The sequence below is a fragment of the Pyrobaculum ferrireducens genome (assembly GCF_000234805.1).
Taxonomy (GTDB): domain Archaea; phylum Thermoproteota; class Thermoprotei; order Thermoproteales; family Thermoproteaceae; genus Pyrobaculum; species Pyrobaculum ferrireducens.
Genome location: NC_016645.1, coordinates 449,512 through 472,671 on the forward strand (window position 1 = coordinate 449,512; position 23,160 = coordinate 472,671).

Below are 23,160 nucleotides of genomic sequence, written 5' to 3' on the forward strand. Positions count from 1 at the left end.
TATATACACCCCCCACCGCGGGACGCCTCTAGGCGGCTGGGTGCCACGAGCCGCGAAGCCCCTCGGCGAGGCCAGGCGTGTAGCCATTGGTTACGTATCAGCCTCCGGGCTGAGTGAGACAAGTTACGGCAACGGAGGTGGTGGGCCCGCCGGGATTTGAACCCTGTCCCAGACCCCCTGGCGGGGGCCTGACGGGACCTCCCGGATGCCCGGGCGGATGCCCTTTATCAGCCGGGCGCTCTAACCGGGCTAAGCCACGGGCCCCATCTGCATATATCATACGCCTTTTTAAGCTTTTCTCTATCCCCTGGCTTTTTAGACGTTGAACTTAGCCCCCTCAGCTTCCACCTATATCTCCACGACGCAGGTTCCTTATGACTAGCCAACTGATGTCGTCACCGCCGGCTCTACACACCTAGAGTCTACGAGCCTCACGGCGTATCCGCGGAAGTCTGAGCCTTTCGAGGCCACGATGTATGTCCGGCCGGCTAGTTGCACCTCGTCTCCCACCTCGGCGTTTAGAATGGCCGCGGCCTCCCCGGCGATTTTCTCCAGCTCGGGGTCAGGGTTCACCCCCCTCTTGGCCGCGGCGCAGCACAGTAGCACGAGTATGTGAAAGGAGAGGTAGGCCGCGGCGAGTCCCAGGGCTATGGCGGCTACGTAGGCCAGCGACCCGAGCCACGTGCGTAGAAAGACATACGTAAGCACTGCAACGGCGATGCCGGCCGCTCCTGTGGCAAGCGGCGACTTGGAGAGCCTCTCCTCTCCGCACATGCCGGCCGCTCTTACGTCGCCGGGCCCCACCTCCCACCTATTGAAGCCAAGGACCAGCCCATCATGCGCCTTCACCACGGCCGAGCAGAGCGCCCCCCTCCTATACACCACATACACATAGCACCAGGAGCCGAGCCTCTCCCTCAGCCAGACCGCCGCAGAGCCCACGTCTCGACGACGCCTACATTATAAATGCTTTAAGGCGCCATATACCCCGAGGCGGCCGTAGAGCAGCGGCCTCGCGGCTTGTCGCCGTTTGCCGACGGCCGCGGGGCACATTCGGAGAAGCACGGCGCCGGGGCCTCGGCGGGCAAAGACAAGGCAGGTCGAAGAAACCGCCCCTCGAATATGTCCACGGCGGGCGAAGCATTGGAGAGGCCATGCGTAAAACTATGGAGGTGGGGTGGTGGGGCCGCCGGGATTTGAACCTTATCCCAAGCCCCCACGCGGGGGCTTGACGGGATCACGTGGGTTCTCGCCGCCTCCGGTCCCAAGCCACGCATCCTACCAGGCTAGACTACGGCCCCCGTGTCTCGTATGGCGGGTTTTTAAAAATTTTAACTGGTAGCTCTAGCAACTCGTGTAGGGTGTGTATCACGTGTTGGGCTTTTCTGCAGGGGGTCTTGCGGGCGATGCAGACGGCGGCGGCGCCCGCGGCTTGGGCCATTTCCATGTCGTAGTCTGAGTCGCCGACGACGACCATGTCGCGGGTGTCTACGCCGAGGCGTTGGCTCACTAGGTAGAGGGGGTCGGGGGCCGGCTTGCCTCTGGGGACCTCGTCGCCTCCCAGCACCAGATCTACGTGGGGGGCGAGCCCCACCGCCACCAGAACTCTTCTCGCCACGTGTCCGCTTGAGGACGTCACCACGGCGATTGGCCTAGGGAGCAGTCTGAGCACCTCGGCGTCGCCGTATGCCCTCACCAGGGGGAGGTACTTCTCTAGAAATAGTTTGTTTTTTAAAGCGGCGAGCTCCCCGGCGCGCTCAGGCAACAGCGCTCTGGCGATGTCGTGCGCCGGGAGTCCCATGAGGGGCCTCACCTCGTCCCAGCTCTTATTAACACCGAGGGCGCGGAGGGCCTCTAGCCACGCCGCCATGTGCGCTTCCACGGAGTCCACAAGCGTGCCGTCCAGGTCGAAGACGTACACGCCGGCAGATACCACAGAGATATAAATAACCCCCCGCTGGCGCCCCGGCTCGCCGCCACGCTCATGTCAGCGCCTCGCCAAGGATGTACTTTGGGTAAATCAAGTTTATAGGGGGCCGCCTCTCCGTGGACACGCGGCTGAAGACTTTTGTCGACTTGGCTCTGCTCGCCGCCACCGCGGCGCTGTTGCTAATGCTCCTAGCCGCCCTAGCCGGCCTCCGCCCGCCAGCCACATCGCCGTGAAGCCCGCCCCCTCAGCGACGCCACAACACCCCCCAGGGGGCAGTACAGGTATTTCCTTCGGCAGTCTGGCCGAATAGCCCCTATTCTATTACCGCCCCATACACCGCGTCTATTCCCAGTTGCGCCGCCCTCTCCAGCGCCTCTTTGTCTATGTTTACGGCTACTATTATGAGGCGGTCTGCCTTTCTGCCGAGTATCTTCTCCACTGCCTCCGCCTTTTGGGCAAACCACTCCACGTCTTCAAGCTCTGCATGCGACTTAACCTCCAAGAGATAAGTCCTCCCGTCGTGGATATGGACGTCAACCTCAATACGGGCGCCGGGCTTTAGATAACGCCCATCCACATCCGTATAGACAAACTTATCGACGCGGCCAGGCTCAACGCCCCTCTTCTCAAGAGCGTCTCGGTAAATTTCGAGAACTGTGCGCTCCAAATCCCGGCCCCATCTGCGGCCAAGGGAGCCCATGGCAACCTTAAGCTCAGCGACGGCCTTTGTCAGCTTTTCCAGCCTCTCGCTGTGCTCTGCTAGAAGCTTCTCCTGCGACTCCAGCCTCTTATTCACCTCCTGGAAGCCCGTCTTCATGTACTCGGCGAGGGTTTTCACGGCGTCGGCCATTTCCCTAAGCTCATCGGACCTAGCCCTCCTAACAGCCCTCTCCACAACCTCCTCAAGCCTACCCCAGTCGAGACTCACCGGGTTAATACGTCGCTGATATTTAAAAGCCTTTCCGGCTTGTGCGGAGTCGGCTAGATCGCCGTGGCTGTCTCAGTCTGAGAAGAGTGCGCTGTGGCGTATCGCCACGCCTCTTAATCTCCCCTAGCCGCATACCGCGGTTTCCCGCCTCTGCGCCGGATTGCCAGCCGCGGCAGGCGGTATGTCTGTGGTGGACGTGTGGGACGGCGTCAAGATCTGTTGAGGAGCGGCGGCCCGCCTCCGCGGGGTTACGTGTGGATCGCCGCTGGTGTGTTTCTAGATGTGGCGGCTGGCTTCCACGCCGGCGATCTGGCGGGGGTGGAGTAGAAGACTCGATGTCGACGGGTTGCGGCTGGCGAGGGTGTGGAGGCCGGCGGCCCTACTCGATGTGGCTGAGTCTAACTAAATCCTGTGTCGCGGCTCGTGGGGATTACAAGGGTGCTGGATCGAGGTCGTCCCGCGCCTCAGCTGAGTTATACTCTTAAGTTGTAGTTGGGTAGCCTTATTGTAGATCTGCCACTATGGCTAGTATATCTGTGGTGGGCCCGCCGGGATTCGAACCTTGTCCCAAGCCCCCACGCGGGGGCTTGACGGGACCACCCGCGTTCTCCGGCTGTTGCGGGTGTGCCTTGTAAGGCGGGCATCATAACCGCTAGACTACGGGCCCGTCCCCCCTTACTCCACTATTTTTAAGTTTTTTGCAGGTTCCGCCGCTTAGCGCTCGGCCACGTATGCTAGGCCGTCCCAGCCCCGCAGGTCTTCGCCGCTCTCCTCTTGTATCCTGTCTAGCTCGGTAGTAGGGTTTTCAGCGTCTCTATTGAGAGGATGTAGATGATGGCTGGCGGGAGCGCCGCGGCGGCGAGAGCGGCGTAGGTGTATCTCGCGGCGCCTTCTACGCACGTGGCGGCGTATATCCAAGATGCCATGGAGATCGTCGTCTGGAGGAGAGCGAGGTACAGCGCGAGGATGCCGAAAACGATGTGTGTGGAGGTGGTCAGGAGGGCCAGCGGTGTGGCGGTGGATGCGAGTACGTAGGTAGTGGAGTAGTTTATGACTAGGGTTAGGACTCCGAAGAGCTGGTGCGCCTTGACTAAGTCGCCTCTCCCGCCGCAGATCCTCCACGCAAATAATACATTGTCTAGAGCAACGAGGGCAAACACGGTAAAGAAAATGTAAATCACAACCCAGACTACTCGTCTATATAAATCTGGAGAGCCTCCGTCTGGCTACGCCCCATTTAGCTGGAACCCCACATGTAGGCCACTTGAATCTAGACGCCGATAGGAGGCGTCTGCGGCTATGCGCGGCGGCCGCCGTCATAGGGCTCGCCGTTGGGGAATTTCGGTGAATGCCCTGTGGGGGAGCGGTCCGCTGTGCGTCTTGGTTTGGTGTCTGTGGTTTACATGGGTTCCGCCTTGTTGTTTATTTGGCTTTACTGGGTGGGTTTTATAGGTATGTGTACTTGTTGGTATGGGTTTCGTGGTTGGGGTTGGTCTTAGGAAGAGCTTACTGTGGTGTTGCTGGCCATCGCGTGGTATGGTGGGGATTTGAGAGAGGTGGCGAAGGTTGTCTTCTGGGGGAGTGTGGTGTTTACAATATTCCCGGAGGGGACTTGGAGTGCCGCGGCATTTAGCAACTACGTGAGGAGCGGGGTGATGGACTACGTGGTTGCCTCCCCGGCGCGTCTCCACCTCTACCTAACCGCGGCCTCCCTCGCCTCCTCTCTGCTGGCTCTGCCGGCGTTGGGGATTCAAGTTGCCGTGTATTACCTACTATTCGGCGAGTCGCCTCCGATGGCCCAGCCGGCGTATTTCGCCGCCTCCCTCTTAATATTTCTGGCGTCGTCTTCTTTCATAACTGCGGCTGCTACGATGTTCTTCGCGAGGTTTAGAAACCCCAGCCTCGCGGCTAATGTTGTCCAGTGGGTCGTCCCCCTGTCGGGGGGCATGATCCCGCCCACAGCCATGCCGCCGGAGGCGGCGCGGTGGTTCGCCTACTCGCCGCTACACTACGTGGTCGCCCCCGTGACTTACTCAGCCACGGGGCGCTGGTTGCTGGACCCGGTCTTCACCCTGGCGGCGGGGCTCCTCGTGGCCGCGGGGCTTGGCCTGCGGTCTCTATACGCGGCGGAGTCGGCGTACGAGAGGTTTAGGAGGCTGGGTAAGTGGGCGGCGGAGTAGCGCTACTGCTGGCCTCTGCCGCCGGCCCAGACGACGGAGTCTGTCTCGGGGTCCCAAACCACGGTGTAGCCGTCCACCCGCATCCTCACCCTGCCCTTCCGCACGGCGATTATGTAGCCCCTGACCCGCCCCGTCTCCACGTCTACGAGGAGGCGGTCCCCTACTACCTCCACCCGGAGCGCCTCTGCCAGCTTAGATTTTCTAAACTGCTCGGCGGCTTGGGAGAAGTCGGCCGCCATTACACGGCGGGTATCCTCTTAACCGTCGGCGACCTCACCTTCATAATGATCTTGAAGTTGCAGTACGGGCATCTTATGCCGGGGAGGATCTCCATCTCGGACTTACTAAATATTCTGCCGCACCGCATGCAGACGTAGAGCTTCCTCTCCTCAGCCACGTTTGGTAGGTTTGGTAGCTTTATAAAAATTTTAGGCTTGGGGAAAAAGGGGGGTTGGGTTTAGGATACTATTATGTTTATTGTGTGGTATTTCGTCACGGATCCGCTTGTAGCCTTAATCACCACCGTGTATATGCCGGGGACTGCGGTCGCCGGGATGTTTATGGTCACGGCCGCGGAGAAGTCGGGTATGCCGCTACTCGGCGAAATGTTGACGGTCCATCCGGCGGGCGCCGACTGTACGCTTAAGTAGACCCGTCTAGGGGTGCCGGTTACAACTCCGATGTACAGCTTGGCGTCGACGGCCCCTCCCGGCTTGCCAGTTAGGTTGCCGGGCGGCTCTCTCTTAATTACGAAATCCCACTGACTTGCCTGGATCTTAAGTAATATTTCGGCGCACGTCTTGTTGGGCTTTACGCCCGGCCGATCGCCGACTAACAACCTGCCTGGCAGTAGGTAGGTGCCGGGTCCAGCGGCTTGCATCGCAAAGTCAAGGATTCTGACCGGCGGCACAGGTGTGGGCACCACGGCGGCCGGTGGCGTTACATAGAGGCCGGTTGGCGGGTCCCACATCCACATGGCGGTGGGGTAGGTTATTACGCCGCCTATGTACAGCCTCAGGAGGTACGGGGCGCCGGGGTCCACCACTATTGAGTATGTGTTGCCTACCACGTCGACTACTGTGGCGTTGGTTTCCAGCTTGATTTCCGGTTTGCATATCATGGACGTGGCGTTGCGCCTTATGGCGGCAACGCAACGGGGGCCATTGGGGGTGAATTCCGACTCGTATTTGAACTCTACGGAGGTGGTGCCTGACGTCGGTCTTAGGTAGAAGGTGAACTGGCCGTTAAGCGGTCTGGCCGGCGACGGCGGCTGTATATCGAAGTACGCGGTGGTTCCCATGGTTCCTGGGGTCACCGTCACAATGGGGATCGTGGTGTAGGGGCCTGGGGTTACCGTGCCGGAGTTGACCGACATGCTGAGTCTCATGTTTGTGTAGGCCCATGGAACTGCCAGGAAGACTACGAATTCGTAGACTTTGCCGGGCTCCATGTAGTAGACGCCGCCTATTTCGGTGGCGTTGGTTCTAATGCTGATTCTGGGCTGGCACGGGGGTTTGCCTACCTCCACGACGAGGGACTGGTTCAAGCCGCACCTCTGCTGGCCTAGTGGCAGTAGCTGTATGTTCAGCGGGGAGCTGGAGCCCTGCGGCGCCGACGGCTGAACTTGGAAGACGTATCTCAGATCCACGGGTAGCGCCGGGACGGTGAAGTCTCTGTAGTCGGTGGTGGGATCTATCCAGTTGACGTAGCCGCTGAGCGGCGGGCCGAAGGCTAGCCGCAGTCTGTATAGCCCGGCGGGTAGCGATCCGCCGACTCTAACTATCACCTCGTAGAGGCCGCCTGGCAATACTTGGTATCTCCCCCCGCCGAGATCTGTCATGTTTGTCTTGATTGCTATGCTGGGTTTGCACGCCGCCTCTTCTCTCGGCTTTATGGTGGCGTTGACGGTGGTGCGGGCGCCGCAGTACTCAAAGGGTGCCTCGGAGTGGACTGTGAATATGAAGTTGGCTGTGCCGCTGGCCGTCGCCGTCACTCCGAAGTAGTAAATCCCGTCGCTGGTTATTCGGGGGGCACCTGGCCACAGCGGCGTGATTGTCGCCGTGCCGGGCGGCGCCACTGAGGCCTGAAGCCGTGCTGGGTACGGCGCGCCGGAGACCGCCACCGCTATGACGTAGTTGCGCCCTGCCTCCAGCACCAGCGGCGTCTTGTTCAGCACCTCTATTTTCCACACGCATCTAGACACGTTTATGTACGTCACCGCCCTGGCGACGCACTGATAGCCCTGCCCAGACGCCGAGAGGCCGTACACCACGCTGTAAACACCCGGCGCAGTGCTCTGCGGTATATTTATGCCAACATTTACCACGAAGTCGGTGGTGCCGGTGTGCGGCGATGCTGGAAATGCCAGCGATAGAGGACTCTGCGGGGCGATTGTGAGTTGTGCGTTTAGGCCGTCGGGGGTGGTGTCGACGCCCACGTCGTATGTGAGCAATAAGGAGCCGGGGCCTCCGTGTGTCCAGACGAGTATGCTGGTGGGCGCGTTGATTCTGGCCTCGCACAGCTTGGCGGGGGGCGGCTTAATTATAATCGGCAACGAGATCGATCTGTTGCAGGGCGGGAGTTGCGTACCTGGACTGTACATAGTGGCTCTGATCTCCAAGTTGGCGGATCCAGAGGCTCTCGCGGTGACTAGGAAGCTGACCTCGGCCTCGAAGGCGCCCGTCGGCAGTGGTCCGAAGCTGAAGTAGTCTGACCCTACGTTGGCGGCGACGCCGCTAGGCGGGTTAATCAGCGTGTAGCTGACAGCTCTTATGTCGTACATAGCCGTGCTCACTCCTCTTACCTCTAACATCCCGTAGGCGATGGGGATGTAGATTCTGTATATGAATAGATAGCTTTTGCCCTCCTCCAGCACGTATTCGCCGCCGCTCTGGGTGGCGTTTGTCTTCACCAGCTTGATGACGATTTCACATGTCCTATTGACGACGCGGAACACAGGCCCCTCCGTCTTTACGACGCAATCCTTTCCGACCGGCGTAGTGCTCCACCCCTCTAGCAATACGCTGAAGTAGTGGCCCGGCGGAGCCGCTGGCGAAACCACCAGCTCAAACCTGGCTATCTGGGGCGGGGGGGGCGTGGCCACTGTCTTTGGGTTGGGCGGCACTACGGTCACGTATGTGTTGGGATTGGGGGTTAGTTGCACGAAGTAGCTGGCGTAGGGGGGATTGGGTATGTAGCCGGCAACCTCGACGTCTATGTAGTAGGCGTGTCCCGGCTCTACTTGGTACTGGCCTGGGCCCACCGCCGTGGCGTTCGTGCCTATGAAGCGCAGGGCTGGCTCGCACTTCTTGGGTGATGGTCTAACTGTGAAGTTTAACCCCTTCACTGTGCAGGGCTCTATACATGCGCTACCTACATGAGCCAATGTTGTCAGTGTGAAGGCTATGGCGCCGGGGCCGCTTGCGGTGAATTCGAAGTGGTAAGGTCCGTGCGCACCTGCTACTCCGGGTACTATGTAGGGAGTGGTGGGGGTGTTTTTAACCACGGCGCCTGTCGTGACGGCGTCTAGTGCGGCGTCGCATCCATCGGCGGTTCTTACCACCTGTACGTCTATGTAGAAGGGGCCTGTGGCGTATACCGTTCCGCCGGAAATGGTGGCGTTTGTGCCCACTATGTTGATGAATACGAAGCATTTTCTGCCGTCTGTCTGGTTTATGGGTAGCGGCTGTATGGAGGTTTGGGTGACTGTGATCGTGGTGGTTGTGGTTTCTGGCGGCGGGCGTGTTGTTACTGTAACTGTCTGGGTGGATGTGATTACTTCTTTTGTGGTTATTGTGATGGTGTTTGAGGGGTTTCCTATTACAACTATCATCACAGCTCCTGCGATTATGGCTGCTATTATGCCCAGAATTGCAGCGTATGACACGGGGGACATCGCCTTTGTTTTTAGGTTTGGTTTCATGTACGCCCTGTGTGCGGGTTTTAAAAGAGGTTTTAGTTCAACTTATGTAAAGCGGTGCCTCGTGTGCATTCTTATATATTGATACGCATCTATCTCTATGTATCTACCGAGTGGATACCACGAGGTCTTTATTGGATACTGGGCCCCGGGCTTTGTCTATAAGGTGGTCATCTGGGTCAATGGCTCGGCAGATGTTGAAGTGTTTGCTAGAGGGTTTTCAATTTACGCCGGTGTGTCGGCCCCTGCTCCTGTGGAGATTTCTTTTAGTGTTATGTATTTTCCACTGGTGCCTCTTGCGGTGCTTATATACCTGCTCCTAAGCAGAGAGAAAGTGGCTGAGAAGCTGGCGGCGGCGCTGGCTCCGCTTTATACTAGATTTATAAGGCCTGCTGAAGTCTTAACTAATGCCAAGAGGCGCTCTATATATGACTACATTAGAGAGCGCGGCTACTCGTGGCCTAGAGAGCTGGAGAAGATCTTTAACATGGCGTACGGGGAGGTCTGCTGGCACCTCTCACTGCTGGAGAGAGCGGGTCTTATCTACAACTTCTATGCCCTCCGCAGGAGGTTTTACGTGGATCGCCAGCTCCCGCTGGAGGACGCCGTTAATAAAATCTTTCGTGATCAGGCAGGCCGCCCGCCTACGGAGGAAGAGGTTTTACAGATACGTGAAAGTCTTAGATTTCTACTGCCTTTTTAAAAGCGCGGCGACCCGCTGGGGGCCGCCGATCTCTTTGAGGTAGTCGGCCACCGCTGGGGGCACCATCTCGGCCCACCTGGGGTTGCCCTCGGCCATCAGCTGGCGTATGGCGGTGGCTGAGTAGTCGCCGTAGTGTGGGTGGGGCCTCACCTCGACGCCCCAGTAGGCGAGGGCGGCGGCTACCCACGAGTTGTTTGAATATACTACGTGGTGCTGGGGGCACCAGTGGCGCAGGTGGGAGCCCCAGTGGCTGGAGGGGCCGTTGGTGTCTGGCACTGTGCAGTACAGCAGGCGGCAGTTGGCGCCGAAGTGCCTCCGGAACATCTCAAGCCGCTCCCCCGGGGTGAAGGGGTTGTCGGGGGTGAGGGCCTTGTCGGCGGAGCCTATGGCCACCACCACCTCGTCGTAGTGCGTGAGGAGCCACTCCACCACCTTTACGTGTCCCCAGTGGAGAGGCTGGAAACGCCCCACGTAGAGGGCCCTCATGGCTGGGAGGACGTACCTTTTTTAAACTCTACACTCTGTTAAGTAGGTGATGTGGTAGCTCGCGGCTGACCGTGACGAGCGGCATACTGGCTGACAAAAACACGCCACGCAGTCGCATATCAGTGCCTCGGCACACACCTCCGAAACACTTTATACCCTGTAATACAGTAAGTAGTGAAAGCCCACATGAAGCTTAAAACGCAGGTGTAAACGACTGCGGCTCCCACGGCAATTTTCCATATTAATGATTTCCTAAGGCTTATTGTAATTAAGGCGTTATATTATGAAGCGGCACAGAGCAGTAGGGAGGCACGGTGTAGCTCGTATTCTTCTTAAAAAAGTAAAAAAGTTCCTATTTTTATTACTGTTTAATGGTGTATCAAAAAATTGCTCCAATATATTTCCTGAGTTTTGTCGGCCGGTTTTTCTCTGCCTTTGTTTTTATGTCTGCGTTGTTTGCGGCGGGGGCTGACAGCGCCAGGTTGCTGTTTTTCTCTGTGGCGTATTCTCTGGCGAGCTTTGCCGTTTTTATAACGGCGAGGTTTAGGCTTGTGAGGCTGTACTACCCTCTGTTGTTCCCCCTTCTGTTTATAGATATACCAGAGGTGCGGCTCTTCGCTGTTACGTATATTACGGGGCTTCTCGGCGCCCACATCTCCTCGGTTCTGCCGACGCTTGTCGAGAAGGAGGCTCTGGGGCGCGTAAACTCCAACAGATCGATAATAGGCGCCGCTGGGGACTTGGCGGGGATTGCCGCGGCGCTTTTCATACCGGCGCTGTGGCTGTACCCGGCCGCCGCCCTTTTCCTGTTGGCTTTTCTCCTCCCGCGGCCTCAGAAGGCGGCTGGCTGGAGGTGGACCTTTTCGAGAGCCCGCCTGATATATGCCAACGCGCTTCTCCTGGGCGTGGCCTTCGGCTTAACGCCGGCGTTGCTGGCTAAGTGGGCCTCTGGCGACGCCTTCCTCCTGGCTTTTATATACACGGCGCCTTCGTTCAGTAGCCTCGCCGGGGGCCTCTTCACCAGGGTTCTGCTCAAGCCCGGCCGGGAGCTGGCCTTGGCCGTCCTAAGCAACGTCGCGATGGCGTTCGCCACAGGCCTCCTCGGCTTTGTGAGGGACCCAGCCGCCGCGTGGGCTTTGGCTCTCGCCCGGTGGCTTTTTATGATGTCTTTCGGCGTTTCCCTCGCCACGTTTATACAGACCAGATGGAGGGGTGATCTAATGGCTATATTCACCACCGACGGCTTTATGACAGAAGTGGGGAGGTTGGCGGGGGCTTTTCTGGTGTATCCCGTGGTGTCTCTTTCGGTGGAGGGGGCTTTTGCCGCGGCCGCCGTTGTTATGACCGCCGCGGCTCTGGCCCTTACGCCCTATTTTAAGCTCGAAGTGGGTAAAGACAACTAGGCGCGGCTCTGTAGCATAGACGCGACGTGGAGGAGTAGCCTCACCACCTTAGTCGCCGTTATGTCCGACACGTCGTTCGGTGGGGAGTACTCCATTATGTCGACGGCGGCGGGCCTCAGCGTGAGTATGAGGTCGGCGAGTAGGTACTCCAGCTTGCGGAAGCTCAAGCCCCCCGCCTCCGGCGTGCCTACGCCGGGGGCCTCTGAAGGGTCTAGCACATCTATGTCTAGGGTTAGGTATACCCTTCCCGAGGCTGTAGACACGGCGTCTGCGATCGCCTCTCTGGTGAAGTCTCTCCCCTCTACTACGTAGAAGCCGGCTTTCTCTGTGTATCTCCTCTCCTCGTCGTCGTAGGCCCTCACGCCTATGTATATGGCGTAGAAGCCGAGCTTCTCGTGAGCTCTCCGGGCGAAGGTGGCGTGGGAGAGCCTCTGCCCGGGGGGCCACTCGTCGCGGAGGTCGAAGTGGGCGTCTATGTGGATATACACGTCGGGCTTGACGACGCTCAGCGCGGCGAGGGTGGCGGTGTGCTCACCGCCGAGTATAATGAAGGGCGGATCTACCTTCTGGAGTGTCGCCTCTATCCTCGCCAGGTTCTCCTCGGGCCTGCCCTGGAGGAGATCCACGTCGCCGAGGTCGCATAGGGGCCTGGCCACGTTGCCGAACAGCGTGGTGTACTCTAGGTAGGGGAGTATCTGCCTAATTTTCTGGGGGGCGAATCTGGTGCCGGGTCTGAAGCTGAGCGTGTCCTCCATGGGGACTCCCACCAGCTTGACGTCTCCTTCGCGGCAGGCGTGCTTAAGCACGCCTTTCTCTTTCGACCCGTTTATACTCTTTGCGCCGCGGCACGATTTTTATGTCGACGTGGACTATGAGGGGGTGTAGTTTGGAGATGGCTCTAATCGCCCTGGTCCTCAGGGCGTGTATCCTCCCCATGGTCATGTCGGGGCTGACCCCCACAAGCGAGTAGACGACGAGGAAGCTACCCGCTCTTCTAATTTTTACATCTAGGGGGGTGCCCAGCTCGGCGAGGGCTTCTCTTATCTTTTCCTGTAGGGAGGCGTCTCTGTAGAGGGCGCCCACGATGCCGTAGGCGGCGTCTTTAGCTAGTTTAGAGAATTCGTAGAGGACGTAGAGGTATATGGCGACGACCGCAACGGTCTCGGCTACGATGAGGCCAGAGAGGTTGCTTACTACGACGGCGCCAGCCGCCGCTATGGAGAGAGACGCGTCTACCTTGGCGTGGACCGCGTCCGCCTTTAAAATCTCTAGGCGGAGTATCTTGTAGTTGTGCTTCTCCCAGAGATACATAATATACGTCACGGCTCCCCCGGCTAGGAGAAGGAGGGTCATCCAGAGCGGAGTGGGTTCATGGCTCAACTCCAGTGATGTGGCTAGTATGTAGGTGTAGAAGCCCAGCACAGCCAGCACCGCGAGCAATGTCACGAGGCTTTCTACTCTATATATTTCCCAGGGGAAGGCCCTCCCTCGCCGCGACGCGTAGTAGAGGCCGAAGCCTGAGATAAACGCAATGGCCGAGTCCATGAAGCCGTGGAGGGCGTCGCTGGTGACCAGCAGGCTTTGGTATATGACGCCGAGGAACAGCTCCACTACTGTAAAGGCCAGGGTAATTGTCCCCATTATGAAGAGGTAAAGCGACGCCAGCCACAGCCTGATGTAGGGCCTCACGCCTCCCATTTGTAAAGACTTAAAAAATTAAGTAATGGTTTCGGCAATGCGCCGCGCGGAGTTGTTGGAGGAGATTGTGAAGCGCCGCCTGCTGTACTGGCCGTCGGCGGAGATATACGGAGGGGTGGGGGGGTTCTACGACTACGGCCCCCTGGGGGTCCAGCTGAGGCGTAACATAGTAGAGAAGTGGCGCCGGATGTTCGTCCTGCCGTATCAAGACATCATTATCGAGGTGGAGACGCCAATCGTGATGCCGGAGCCCGTCTTCAAGGCATCGGGCCACCTCGACCACTTCACCGACTACCTAGTGACGTGTACAAAATGCGGCAGGAAGTACAGGGCTGACCACCTCGTGGAGGAGGAGCTGGGGAGGAGGGGGCTGAAGATCTCCACCGAGGGTCTCTCCGCCGCCGAGTTGGAGCGGCTCATCGACGAGCATAAAATCGTGTGTCCCAACTGCGGCGGGCCGCTGGGCCGGGTGGAGTCGTTTAACCTACTGTTTAAGACCACCATTGGGCCATACAGCGACAGCGCCGGCTACCTCAGGCCGGAGACGGCGCAGGGGATGTTCGTGGCGTTTCCCCGCCTCGCCGAGTATGTGGGACGGCGCAATCCCTTCGGCGTTGCTCAGATAGGGAGGGTTGCGCGTAACGAGATTTCGCCGAGAGGCGGCTTGATGAGGCTGAGGGAGTTTACCCAGATGGAGATTGAGCTGTTTTTCGACCCCCAGAACCCCAGGTGTCCCTACTTCGCAGAGGTTGAGAACATGGAGGTGCCCATAGTGCCGGAGGAGCTGGTGGCCAAGGGCGTCACGGACCCCGTATTTGCAACGGCTCGGGAGGTTGTGGAGAAGGGCTACGCCAACGAGTGGATGGCTTTCTTCATGGCTCTCGCCGCTAGGTTCCTAAGGGAGTTGGGGGTACCTCTTGAGAGGCAGAAGTTCCTGGGCAAGTTGCCGCACGAGAGGGCCCACTACTCTGCGAAGTCTTATGACCAGATGGTGTTGACTGAGCGCTTCGGCTGGGTGGAGGTGTCTGGCCACGCCTACCGCACGGACTATGACCTTTCTGGGCACGGTAAGTACAGCGGCCGGGAGATGTATCTGGAGAGGCGGCTCCCAGAGCCAAGGGAGGTGGAGGTGGTTAGGCTCTACCCCAACCCCACGGCGATTAGGGAAAAGTACGGGGACAAGATAGGGGAGGTGGTTAAGGCTCTTAAGGAAAACGAGGAGTTGGTGCTGGCGGCTTTTAGGAGGGGGGAGCCCCAGGTCGAAGTTGGGGGATATGTGGTGACGCGGGACATGGTGTATATAAAGACTGAGCGGCGCAAGACCGACCTGGAGAAGTTCATACCCCACGTCGTAGAGCCCTCCTTCGGCCTCGACAGGATTATGTACGTAACGCTGGAGTCGGCAGTTGTGGAGGAGGGTGGTCGTGTCTACCTCCGATTGCCCCCCGACGTGGCGCCGGTTAATTTATGCATCCTGCCGATTGTGAAGAGAGGCGACTACGTGGAGATCGGCCGCTCGCTGTGGAGGAACTTGGCTGGTGAGGGCTACGTAGCCATTTACGAGGACGAGGGGACGATCGGCAGTAGGTACGCCGCGTGCGACGAGATCGGAGCCCCCCTAGCCGTCACAATAGACGAGAAGACGCCTGTGGACGGGACCGTGACTGTTAGGGATCGCGACTCCCGTAGACAGGTGCGCGTCAAGCTTAGAGACGTGGCGGCCTTCGTCTCTATGGTGAGGCGGGGGCTGTCTTTCGACGAGGTTGCCAGGGAGCTGAACGCCGCGCCTGTTTGACGCAGGTAGGGCGCCCTCGGCGCGGGCTTGGGGGAAACGTTTTATAATCTGTGGGTATTGAGTAGCTATGGCTGAGAGGAGGGAGGTGGAGAGGGGGAAGAGGTTATTGATCCCTCCATACCTGTCGCCGCAACAGGAGAGGAGGGAGCAGAAGAAGTCTGAGCGCAGGGCGAAGATAAGGCACGCGGAGGGCGTTGAGGATGGCGTCGCTAAGCTGGCTCCCGACGTTTACGAGGAGTTGGACAAGCCAGCCGAGGTGGAGATAGTGGCGCCTGGGGGGTCCTCCCACGAGAAGAAGAAGGTCTTTAGGGCCGTTCTGGGGGAGAAGATCCCGAGTGGGGAGATCCACGTCTCGGCTGAGGACTTGAGGGCCCTGGGTATTGCAGAGGGCACTGTGGTGACTGTTAGAAAGAAATGATTGGGATACTGCGGGGGCTTGCCGTAGTGGTTGAAGACGTCGAGTCGGCCAGGAGTCTTTACAGAGAGGGGTTCTACGGCCGGTTTCTAGGCTACGACAAGGTTAAGAGAGATGAGGTAGATCGCGTAAACGCCCCCCTCGTGCTCGCGCTTTACGAGGCGCTGTACCTCGCCGAGAGGGGGAGGCTGAGAGTCATGGCCGAGGGGGGAGAGGAGGTGCCGCCGGAGAAGCTGGCGGAGCTGGGGAGATCTAGGCTGAAGAACTTCGACGAGATTTACAAGATATATAGATACTTCCGCGACTTGGGCTACGTGGTGAAGAGCGGATTGAAATTCGGCGCGTTGTTCTCTGTGTACGAGAAGGGGCCTGGGATTGACCACGCCCCTATGGTGGTTGTCTTTCTAGAGCCGGACAAGGGGATATCCGCTACGGACATCACGCGGGGGGGCAGGCTTGGGCATAGTGTCAAGAAGACGTTTACCCTAGCCACAGTGTTGAAACAGACGGGCGAGGTTACGCTTCTGGGGTTTACCTGGGCGAAGCTTTAGAAAACTAGTCGATTTTAAGCTCAGCGACTCCGTACTCCCCCGCCTTGCTCACCACGATTTGCAATACCCCGTCTCGGTATACCGCCTTTGCGCTGTCTACCCTCAGCCGGTACGGCACCTCTATCCTCCTCGAGATGGGGAAGTTGGATATCCTCTCCCGCCTAATCGGCTTCCCCCCGCCGTCAGGCTGGGTGGGTGAGGCTAATACCTCCACGGCCTTGTCGTAAACCCTGACCTTTATGCTGTCTTTCCTCACCCCGGGCATGTCGATGTAGAAGACGAGGTTTTCGCCGACGTCGTAGATATCGACATCCGGCTGCCTCTCTACCTTGCCTGCGTTGGAGTCATACAGCTCTTTTAGCCCCTCTTCGATTTTCTTAATGGGTTCCATGTGAGTCTAACCTCTCTTCTAAAAAACTGGCATTGGTATTACCAGAAGATTAGCGCCGGAAAGCGGGTAGCCGCCGTCTAAAAGGTGGCCTTTAAAAACTATTTTTGGCCAACTACCCCTATTACCTCTCCGTAGGCGTTTATGGGGAACGACCGGCCGCACTTAGGGCAGTTAATCGAGAAGCCTATGTTGTACCAGCTCTCGCCTATCTCTACCTCGAATTTGTGTTTGCAGTACGGGCATGTTGCCCGCACCTTCAGCGTTTTCTCCAGCTCCCCGCCTGAGTATTCCCAATCTTCTGGGAATTCTTGGGCTACCATAGGCGCCCTAGTTAATATTAATATAAATGCTTTTACCCCGCCGTGGTGGATTTCTTCGAAGCCATCTACAGGAGGAGGTCGGTGAGGAGGTTTAAGCGGGAGAAGATCCCCGAGGAGGCCGTCAGGCGGATTATGGAGGCTGGCCGGGCCGCGCCGACAGACGCGACTCTACACCTCTGGAGCGCCGTGTGGGTAAGAGACGAGGCAAAGAAGGCGGAGATTGCGAAGTTGATTAGCCAGCCCCACGTCGAGGAGGGATCCGACTTCTTTGTATTTCTAGCAGATCTCTACAGGCTAGAGGAGTTGCTGAGGTACAGGGGGCGCCAGCTCGCCTCTAATAGACTCGCCCTTTTTGTATTCGCGGCGGTGGACGCCGCGCTGGCCGCCGAGAATATGGCCCTCGCCGCTACGGCGATGGGCTACGGTAGTTGTTTCATAGGCGCTGTGCAGAACGCGGTGGAGGAGCTGGTCGAGTTGCTACGTCTTCCCCGCCTCGCCTATCCCCTCTTCGGCCTAGTCGTCGGCGTGCCCGACGAGGAGCCGCCGCCACGCCCGAGGCTCCCCCTGGAGATGCTGTTTCACAGAGAGGAGTATAGGCCGTATTCAGAGGAGTCGCTGGCCGCGGCATACGAGGTGATGGCTAGGGTGACGAGATCTGGCGACTGGCTGAGGTTACTGGAGCGCTACGCCGGGGCTGGTGGTTACTTCGATAGGCGTAGCGAGTTGATGACGGCGGTGTTGAGGAAGATGGGGGTTATGTAAATATTTATATCTGGCCCATGTCTCGGGTCCGTGGTCGTTATTAGAGGCGTGGTGGTGTCGAAACAGTTGGTGTACGACCCCACCGGGACTAGGTATATAAAAATCGATATTATCGAGGAGAAGGAGCTACCCGGGCCGGTTGCGGCTTTCTCGGCGCAGGACGAGCAGGCGGCGCAGTTGATGAGGGAGGTTATGCCGCTGGTTACTCAGATAGTGAGGTCGTTGCCCTTCGGCGGTGGGAAGATATCTGTGCCGAGGGTCACCTTGTGGCTCACCGACGAGGAGGTGGAGATCTTCGGCGACGTCGACGTGGGGGAGACTATTACTATTAGCGTAGAGGGCGGGGTTATTAGTATAAAGCCGGAAAGTTAAAAAAGTGGGTCGCCGCCGCGTTCGTGATCACGGACGCGTATAGGTTGAAGTTCACCTTCGGCGTGGATTACGGCACCAGCTATGTGAAGTACGGCCCTATTTCGCTAAACGAGCCGAGGGTCGTGCAGACCCGCGGCCTCTTCTTGAGAGATCTCCCGGAGTCTGTAAAGATGAGGATCCCCCCCGACGTCTTGTCCAGGGGGCTGGTGGTGGGCGACGAGGAGGTGAGGAAGTACCTCTCCAGCGTCAGAGACGTACAACGCAATTTGAAGTACCCCCTGAGAGACGGCATCGCTAGGAGAGACGACGAAGACGCCTGGCGCGTGTTGAGGGAGCTGGCGCGCTACACCCTGGCGCAGTTCCCAGTATCGGAGCCGGACTTCAGGGGGTGGATAGTGTCAATTGCCCTCTCCGCCCTGGCACCTGACTATATGTACAAGTCCTTTTTCGACATATATACAGAGCTCTCAGATGAGTTTAAAATACACGCCGTGACTATACTCCCCCAGCCCCTGGCAGTCGCCATTGCGGAAAACGCTGTTAACTGCATCATTGTGGAGGGGGGCCACGGCAATATACAAGTGGCTCCCATTAGCTTCGCCTTGATTAGAGAGGGGCTGGTGGCACTGAACAGAGGCGGCGCCGAGGCCAACGCCATTACGCGGGAGATTTTAAAAGACATGGGGTACAGCGACATAGCTAGGGAGGAGTACGCCGTGGAGGTGGTGAAGAGGGCCGTGGGCCTCGTGCCGAGGAATTTAAAGGAGGCCGTGAGAGCCGCCAAGTCTAACCCAGACCGCTTCGTCGCCAAGGTCAGGCTGTCTCCAGTCGTCGAGGTGGAGTTCCCGAGGGAGTACGCATGGACGCGGTTTCTCATCGGCGAAATAGTCTTCGACCCCAATCACGAGGAGATTAAGAGCTATATCGAGCAGTCGCGGCTGAGCATTGAAAACGCCGTCATCGGCGACGTTACCCTCTACGGCGAGATGGACATAGCCACTGCTGTAGTAACCTCGCTGAAGAACGTCTCCGTGGAGATACAGGAGAGGGTGGCCTCCCAGATAATCTTAAGCGGAGGGGCCTTCAGCTGGCGGGTGCCGCCGGGTCTGGAGGACGTCGCTGTGGACAGCGTGACGAGGGTGAAGATCGCGCTTGAGGAGAGGAACCCCGTGCTGGCCTCTAGAGTCAACGTGAGGCTGGTGTCCGAGCCGCAGTACTCAGTCTGGAGGGGCGCGGTGATTTACGGCTACGCCCTGCCGCTGACGCTTGAGTGGTCAGACTCGACAAGGGAGGGCTGGTACTACCCAAAGAAAAATATATAGCAACATAGACAATCGTGGAATTCCTCAGAATATTGGTAATCCGCCACTTCACTGAGGTACTCGGCATGAGGTACACCGGCGAGCAGGGCGAGGTACTGTGGTTCGATGATGGATTGAATAAAGTGGCTGTGGGGCTCTACCTTTCTGAGCTTTATGAAGAGGGGGAGCTCTACAAGCGGGTAGCCGCCCTGGCCGGGTTGGAGGCCTCTAAGGTCTACCTCGCCGTCCTGCCGGAGGGGGCCGTGTTTGTAGATCCCCGTTTTTTCAAAAGCCAGGGGGTGGGGCTGGTGGTTGTGGATCCCTCTAGGGGTCTCGACGGGGTTGAGGTGAGGATATACGCAAAAGCCCGCCAGTTCCAAGCCGCCGGCGTCGACGCCGGGAAGCTGGCGGAGGCTGTTAAGGCATCGGTGGCGGAGTACTTAAGAGAACAACTTAAGGCTCTCGAGGCTTCTATTATGGAGAAGGTCAGGAAGTATTTGGATCAGAGGCTTGAGGAGTTTAGACGCGCCGCGCCGCCTGCGCAGGAGCCCCCAAGGGCCGTGCAGGAGGCCGGCGGGCCCCCGGTGCTGGATAATGAGTGGGTGAGAATATTGAGAAGCCGGGGGAGATAGGAGAGAATTTAAATTACCCCGCTCCAGTGGTGGTGTGGATATCTTGATAGAGGAGGTTAGGAGGGTGTTTGGCAACTCTGACGAGGGTAGGTTTGCGGAGAGGCTTATACAGTCGTATAGGGAGGGGGGCGCCCGCGCCGTGAGGGCTGTTGTCTTGGAGTACCTCAAGAGGCTGGGGGTAGATGTGGAGGATAGAGAGGATTGAGCTGGAGAACTTCCGGTCATACAGGGGGAGGCATGTAATTGCTTTTGGAGATGTAAACATCTTGTGGGGTAGGATAGGCGCGGGGAAGACCTCTGTGCTGTACGCCATCGAATACGCGTTGTTTGGGAGGCAGCTAGAGGTTAAGGAGCGGGTAGCTAGGCTGGTCGATTTGATCAACACAGAGGCTCATGAAATGTCTGTGGCCTTGACGATGCGTGGCGGGGATAGGGTGTTGCGGGTGGAGAGGAGGCTGGGGAGGAGAGGCGCCGAGAGGCTCCTCCTCTACGTCGACGGGTTGGAGGTCAGGGGGAGGGAGGCAGAGGAGAAGTTGATGGAGCTTGTGGGGGCCGACGAGGACGTCTACGAGAGGCTGGTCTACATGTCTCACAGATCTCTAGAGGGGTTTATCTACGGCACATCGCAGAAGAGATCTATCGCCATAGATCGGCTATTTGGTATAGACGTGGTAGACGGCGTCGTTAGGGCTATCTCCGGCGTGGATAAGGCGCTTATGGAGAAGGCCGAGGAGTTGAGGAGGAGGCTGAAGGCGTATGAGAAGTATAGAGAGGTGATTAGGCGCTACGGGGGGATTGCCAATGTGAAGTCGAGGTTGGAGGGCTTGGCCAGCGAGGTGGAGGCGTTGAAGAGTAGGGAGGAGGCGTTGTCAAAGGCCGCGGAGGAGCTGGCGAGGAGGAGGGCGGAGCACCTCTCAAAGCTTAGGGAGAACGAGGCTCTCCTCCTGGAGTACTACAAGACGAAATCTGAGCTGGAGGTTCTGGAGGAGGCGGCCGCCGGCGGCGAGGTGGACATCGCCGCCGTAGATAGGCTTAGAGGCGCGTTGAGGGAGGCGGTGGAGGAGTTTGAACACATGCTAGGCGGGGATTTGGCGGAGAGGCTGGAGAAAGCCGGCGATCTCGAGGTGCTGTCTGCAACCATGGCCGAGGCCTACGACGCCCTTGTGAAGTTGCAGAGGGAGCTGGAGGGCCAGATACAGGATGCGAGGCGGCTCTATGAGCAGTACCTCGCCAGGGCTAAAAAGCTGGAGGGGGAGGAGGCCGAGGCTGGTGCTAAGCTGAAGAGGCTAGAGCGGTCGTATCAACGCTTTAAGGAGTTGCAGAGGGCTTTCCAGTCGCTTGAGGAGGCGAGGTCGGCCTTGGCGGAGCACAGAAGGAGGCTTGAGGAGGTGGAGAGGGCCGTGGCCTTCTCCTCGGCGCTTAGGACCGTGGCGATGTACGCCGCCGAGGCGGACCTCAAGAAGTGCCCCGTCTGCGGAGGGCCGCTGAAGAGAGACGACGCCCTGCGGGTAGCTGAAGAGGTGGAGGCAAGGCACGGCACCTTGATAAAAGAGGCGGAGGCGCTTAGAGAGAAGATGCGGGAGTTGGAGAGAGCGGTGGAGGAGATGGAGGCTCTGAGCGGCGACGTGGCTGAGTACATGGCTACGAAAACCAGGCTGGAGGAGCTGAGGCTGGAGAGAGAAGAGGTGGTTAAGAGGGCTCTGCAGGCTGAGAAATCTGTTAAGCAATTGGAAAAGAAGTTGGAGAGGTTGCGGGAGTTGCTGACGCGGGTGGATAGGCGCACCATCTCCGAGGCCTTGTCTAAATACGGGAGGGCGCTGAGGGCTAGGGAGCTACGCCGACGGCTGAGAGAGCTGGAGGACGCTCTGAGAAGGGCCGGCGTCTCTGGGGAGGTCCTCGACCTCGACATGAGGTGGAGGGAGGTGGCGGAGGAGCTGGAGAGGGTCTACGCCAAGCTGTCTGAGGCGTATAGAGAGAGAGGTATGTTGGAGGAGGTGGTTAGGGAGGTGGGGGAGGACGCCGACGTGCTTAAGAAGAGGTTGGACGACGTGCTCTACGCCTACGGAAGGTTGCAAGACTTCAAGGCGAGGCTTGAGTTGGTGAAGGTGAACGCCAGGGCGAGACTTCTAGAAGTGGCGAAGACGCGGTTTAACGAGGTCTTCACCTCCCTGTACAAATATGGAGATATTGTGAGAGTAGATGCCGATTTAGAACAGCGAAAGGGCTACTACGACTTCGTCGCCGTGACCCCCTCCGGCGATAGGTACGGCATTTCTAAGCTAAGCGACGGCCAGAGGCTCTCCATAGCCCTGGCCCTAGCCCTAGCCCTTAGGGATATCTCCAAGATTAACCTCGGCTTCATCATATTCGACGAGCCGATACCGTATGTCGATGTTAATATTAGAAAGGCTTTTGTAGACCTCGTGGAGGAGCTGGCTAAAAAGTTCCAAATAGTCATAGCGACGCAGTCGAGAGAATTCGCGGAGATCGTAAAGGCCGCGGTGCCGAGGTGCAACTTGTTCGCCATAGAGAAGGGAGAGAGCTCCGTGGCGAGGCCGGTGTCCGAACTACCTCAGTGAGTCACAGCTCAGTGCTCCAGACCCTCCTCACGGCTCGGTGGCCCCACTTGGAATTCATCACATGTGAGTGGTGCCACCTATATTTTAGCTCTTTGCCACACGTTGTGGAAGTAGGTCTTGGCTATCTCTATTATGAAGCGTTCGTTGGAGTACACGCCGGAGATCTCCCCGCCGTATTTTACATATATGAGGACGGAGTTGCCGATGGCACCCCCGCCGAACATCTCCGGCAGAGTCCTTATCTCGACTCTCGGCGGTAGCTGGAATCTGTCCTTCAGCTTTTCCGTGGTCAGCACCATTATCTTGATGCGTTTCGACTCCTCAGCTATGGTGGCGAGTAGGCGGTAGGTAACCAGCTCCGGGAAGGGCACCGCTAGGTAGGCCTCCCCGTCTGATGCTGACAGTATCTCGCTTATTAAATCAGTAATTCTCTCCGCCCCGCGGATGAGGGTGAGGAAGGTCGGCGCCGCCGTCGCGTGTTTACTCTCATATATCAGCTGGAGGCTGTCGAAGAGAGGCTTCAACGACTTGAGGATCTCCGAGGCGCGGTTTACGAGGCTTTTGTAAACCTCCGCAGGCGGCGTTGCTCTGTACTTCAGCGGCCTGCGTCCCCCTACTGGCGCAATAAGGCCCATTTTATGCAACTTTTCTAGGTGTGTGTAGATCTTTGTGTAGGGGATGCCCAGCCTCTCGGCTAGCTCACGCGCCGAAAGCTCGCCGCTCTCCACCAAGGCGGTGTATATATCCACCTCCCTCTTACTGAGACCCACGAGATCCAGTAGGTTCTCCACGGCG

Annotated in this window: 26 protein-coding genes and 3 tRNA genes; 13 read left to right on the top strand and 16 right to left on the bottom strand. The window is 58.3% G+C overall.

Annotated features, from left to right (window positions below):
• Window positions 1-138: 138 nt before the first annotated feature.
• The 5 genes from P186_RS02415 to P186_RS02435 form a co-directional block, all read right to left on the bottom strand.
• Window positions 139-264: transfer RNA gene (locus tag P186_RS02415), tRNA-Ile, on the bottom strand.
• A gap of 114 nt (window positions 265-378) precedes the next feature.
• Window positions 379-942 (bottom strand): hypothetical protein, encoded by a 564-nt coding sequence (locus P186_RS02420; RefSeq protein WP_014287800.1) that lies wholly within the window; start codon window positions 940-942, stop codon window positions 379-381.
• A gap of 236 nt (window positions 943-1,178) precedes the next feature.
• Window positions 1,179-1,301 (bottom strand) — tRNA-Pro (locus tag P186_RS02425).
• Window positions 1,292-1,921 (bottom strand): HAD family hydrolase, encoded by a 630-nt coding sequence (locus tag P186_RS02430; protein WP_148682642.1) that lies wholly within the window; start codon window positions 1,919-1,921, stop codon window positions 1,292-1,294. Before P186_RS02430 ends, P186_RS02425 begins: the two co-directional genes overlap by 10 nt.
• A gap of 322 nt (window positions 1,922-2,243) precedes the next feature.
• On the bottom strand, window positions 2,244-2,858 hold the full coding sequence (locus P186_RS02435; RefSeq protein WP_014287803.1) for a PD-(D/E)XK nuclease family protein: 615 nt from the start codon (window positions 2,856-2,858) through the stop codon (window positions 2,244-2,246).
• 198 nt (window positions 2,859-3,056) lie between these two features.
• Between P186_RS02435 and P186_RS14530 the strand changes: the two genes are divergently transcribed.
• Window positions 3,057-3,185 carry a hypothetical protein gene (locus tag P186_RS14530; RefSeq protein WP_014287804.1) on the top strand — a complete coding sequence of 43 codons (129 nt, stop codon included), beginning with the start codon at window positions 3,057-3,059 and terminating at the stop codon, window positions 3,183-3,185.
• A 210-nt stretch (window positions 3,186-3,395) separates the two neighbouring features.
• On the opposite strand, the gene P186_RS02440 is transcribed toward P186_RS14530, so the two are convergent.
• Both P186_RS02440 and P186_RS02445 read right to left on the bottom strand, forming a co-directional pair.
• Window positions 3,396-3,525, bottom strand: a tRNA-Val gene (locus tag P186_RS02440).
• 118 nt (window positions 3,526-3,643) lie between these two features.
• A complete protein-coding gene (locus P186_RS02445) occupies window positions 3,644-4,039 on the bottom strand; it encodes a hypothetical protein (protein WP_014287805.1) in 396 nt (131 codons plus the stop codon).
• A gap of 330 nt (window positions 4,040-4,369) precedes the next feature.
• Here P186_RS02445 and P186_RS02450 point away from each other — a divergent pair, with 330 nt between their 5' ends.
• Window positions 4,370-5,038 carry an ABC transporter permease gene (locus tag P186_RS02450; protein WP_014287807.1) on the top strand — a complete coding sequence of 223 codons (669 nt, stop codon included), beginning with the start codon at window positions 4,370-4,372 and terminating at the stop codon, window positions 5,036-5,038.
• 2 nt (window positions 5,039-5,040) lie between these two features.
• Here the strand turns inward: P186_RS02450 and P186_RS02455 are convergent, their stop codons facing one another.
• From P186_RS02455 to P186_RS02465, 3 genes are read right to left on the bottom strand one after another with little or no spacing between them, the layout of a single operon-like run.
• The gene (locus P186_RS02455; RefSeq protein ID WP_014287808.1) at window positions 5,041-5,277 is read right to left on the bottom strand and encodes a hypothetical protein; all 237 of its coding nucleotides are present in this window, start codon (window positions 5,275-5,277) and stop codon (window positions 5,041-5,043) included.
• On the bottom strand, window positions 5,277-5,435 hold the full coding sequence (locus P186_RS02460; RefSeq protein ID WP_014287809.1) for a DNA-directed RNA polymerase subunit P: 159 nt from the start codon (window positions 5,433-5,435) through the stop codon (window positions 5,277-5,279). The genes P186_RS02455 and P186_RS02460 overlap by 1 nt, the downstream gene beginning before the upstream one ends.
• A gap of 60 nt (window positions 5,436-5,495) precedes the next feature.
• Window positions 5,496-8,960 carry a hypothetical protein gene (locus P186_RS02465; protein ID WP_014287810.1) on the bottom strand — a complete coding sequence of 1,155 codons (3,465 nt, stop codon included), beginning with the start codon at window positions 8,958-8,960 and terminating at the stop codon, window positions 5,496-5,498.
• 97 nt (window positions 8,961-9,057) lie between these two features.
• Between P186_RS02465 and P186_RS02470 the strand changes: the two genes are divergently transcribed.
• Entirely contained in the window at window positions 9,058-9,660 is a 603-nt protein-coding gene (locus P186_RS02470; RefSeq protein WP_014287811.1) for a winged helix-turn-helix domain-containing protein, read from the top strand.
• Here the strand turns inward: P186_RS02470 and P186_RS02475 are convergent.
• On the bottom strand, window positions 9,646-10,146 hold the full coding sequence (locus tag P186_RS02475) for a nicotinamide-nucleotide adenylyltransferase (protein ID WP_014287812.1): 501 nt from the start codon (window positions 10,144-10,146) through the stop codon (window positions 9,646-9,648). The two genes, P186_RS02470 and P186_RS02475, sit on opposite strands and share 15 nt — an antisense overlap.
• A gap of 443 nt (window positions 10,147-10,589) precedes the next feature.
• Between P186_RS02475 and P186_RS02480 the strand changes: the two genes are divergently transcribed.
• A complete protein-coding gene (locus tag P186_RS02480; protein WP_148682643.1) occupies window positions 10,590-11,549 on the top strand; it encodes an MFS transporter in 960 nt (319 codons plus the stop codon).
• On the opposite strand, the gene P186_RS02485 is transcribed toward P186_RS02480, so the two are convergent.
• Both P186_RS02485 and P186_RS02490 read right to left on the bottom strand, forming a co-directional pair.
• A complete protein-coding gene (locus P186_RS02485) occupies window positions 11,546-12,355 on the bottom strand; it encodes an agmatinase family protein (RefSeq protein ID WP_014287814.1) in 810 nt (269 codons plus the stop codon). The two genes, P186_RS02480 and P186_RS02485, sit on opposite strands and share 4 nt — an antisense overlap.
• A complete protein-coding gene (locus tag P186_RS02490) occupies window positions 12,348-13,238 on the bottom strand; it encodes a cation diffusion facilitator family transporter (RefSeq protein ID WP_148682644.1) in 891 nt (296 codons plus the stop codon). The genes P186_RS02485 and P186_RS02490 overlap by 8 nt, the downstream gene beginning before the upstream one ends.
• 46 nt (window positions 13,239-13,284) lie before the next feature.
• Here P186_RS02490 and glyS point away from each other — a divergent pair, with 46 nt between their 5' ends.
• From glyS to endA, 3 genes are all read left to right on the top strand, one after another.
• Complete coding sequence (glyS, locus tag P186_RS02495; protein ID WP_014287816.1) at window positions 13,285-15,042, top strand: glycine--tRNA ligase; 1,758 nt, start codon at window positions 13,285-13,287, stop codon at window positions 15,040-15,042.
• Between the two features lie 67 nt (window positions 15,043-15,109).
• Window positions 15,110-15,460 carry a hypothetical protein gene (locus tag P186_RS02500; RefSeq protein WP_014287817.1) on the top strand — a complete coding sequence of 117 codons (351 nt, stop codon included), beginning with the start codon at window positions 15,110-15,112 and terminating at the stop codon, window positions 15,458-15,460.
• Window positions 15,457-16,008 carry a tRNA-intron lyase gene (gene endA, locus P186_RS02505; protein WP_014287818.1) on the top strand — a complete coding sequence of 184 codons (552 nt, stop codon included), beginning with the start codon at window positions 15,457-15,459 and terminating at the stop codon, window positions 16,006-16,008. The genes P186_RS02500 and endA overlap by 4 nt, the downstream gene beginning before the upstream one ends.
• 4 nt (window positions 16,009-16,012) lie before the next feature.
• Here the strand turns inward: endA and P186_RS02510 are convergent, their stop codons facing one another.
• Together P186_RS02510 and P186_RS02515 are read right to left on the bottom strand one after the other, a co-directional pair.
• Window positions 16,013-16,399 (bottom strand): Hsp20/alpha crystallin family protein, encoded by a 387-nt coding sequence (locus P186_RS02510; protein WP_014287819.1) that lies wholly within the window; start codon window positions 16,397-16,399, stop codon window positions 16,013-16,015.
• Window positions 16,400-16,497: 98 nt separating this feature from the next.
• Window positions 16,498-16,719 (bottom strand): CpXC domain-containing protein, encoded by a 222-nt coding sequence (locus P186_RS02515; protein ID WP_014287820.1) that lies wholly within the window; start codon window positions 16,717-16,719, stop codon window positions 16,498-16,500.
• Between the two features lie 45 nt (window positions 16,720-16,764).
• Here P186_RS02515 and P186_RS02520 point away from each other — a divergent pair, with 45 nt between their 5' ends.
• Genes P186_RS02520 through P186_RS02540 form a run of 6 tightly spaced genes read left to right on the top strand, consistent with a single transcriptional unit; the run spans window position 16,765 to window position 22,365 of the window.
• Entirely contained in the window at window positions 16,765-17,481 is a 717-nt protein-coding gene (locus P186_RS02520) for a nitroreductase family protein (protein ID WP_148682645.1), read from the top strand.
• A gap of 30 nt (window positions 17,482-17,511) precedes the next feature.
• On the top strand, window positions 17,512-17,853 hold the full coding sequence (locus P186_RS02525) for an arcadin 1 (RefSeq protein ID WP_014287822.1): 342 nt from the start codon (window positions 17,512-17,514) through the stop codon (window positions 17,851-17,853).
• Window positions 17,854-17,876: 23 nt separating this feature from the next.
• A complete protein-coding gene (locus P186_RS02530; protein WP_014287823.1) occupies window positions 17,877-19,175 on the top strand; it encodes a crenactin in 1,299 nt (432 codons plus the stop codon).
• Between the two features lie 14 nt (window positions 19,176-19,189).
• Window positions 19,190-19,786: an arcadin-2 gene (locus P186_RS02535; RefSeq protein ID WP_014287824.1), complete on the top strand. Its 597-nt coding sequence runs from the start codon at window positions 19,190-19,192 to the stop codon at window positions 19,784-19,786.
• A gap of 34 nt (window positions 19,787-19,820) precedes the next feature.
• A complete protein-coding gene (locus P186_RS13990; RefSeq protein WP_014287825.1) occupies window positions 19,821-19,991 on the top strand; it encodes an arcadin-3 in 171 nt (56 codons plus the stop codon).
• The gene (locus P186_RS02540) at window positions 19,969-22,365 is read left to right on the top strand and encodes an arcadin-4 (RefSeq protein WP_014287826.1); all 2,397 of its coding nucleotides are present in this window, start codon (window positions 19,969-19,971) and stop codon (window positions 22,363-22,365) included. Before P186_RS13990 ends, P186_RS02540 begins: the two co-directional genes overlap by 23 nt.
• A 77-nt stretch (window positions 22,366-22,442) precedes the next feature.
• On the opposite strand, the gene P186_RS02545 is transcribed toward P186_RS02540, so the two are convergent.
• A complete protein-coding gene (locus P186_RS02545; RefSeq protein WP_014287827.1) occupies window positions 22,443-23,156 on the bottom strand; it encodes a TrmB family transcriptional regulator in 714 nt (237 codons plus the stop codon).
• Between the last annotated feature and the right edge of the window lie 4 nt (window positions 23,157-23,160).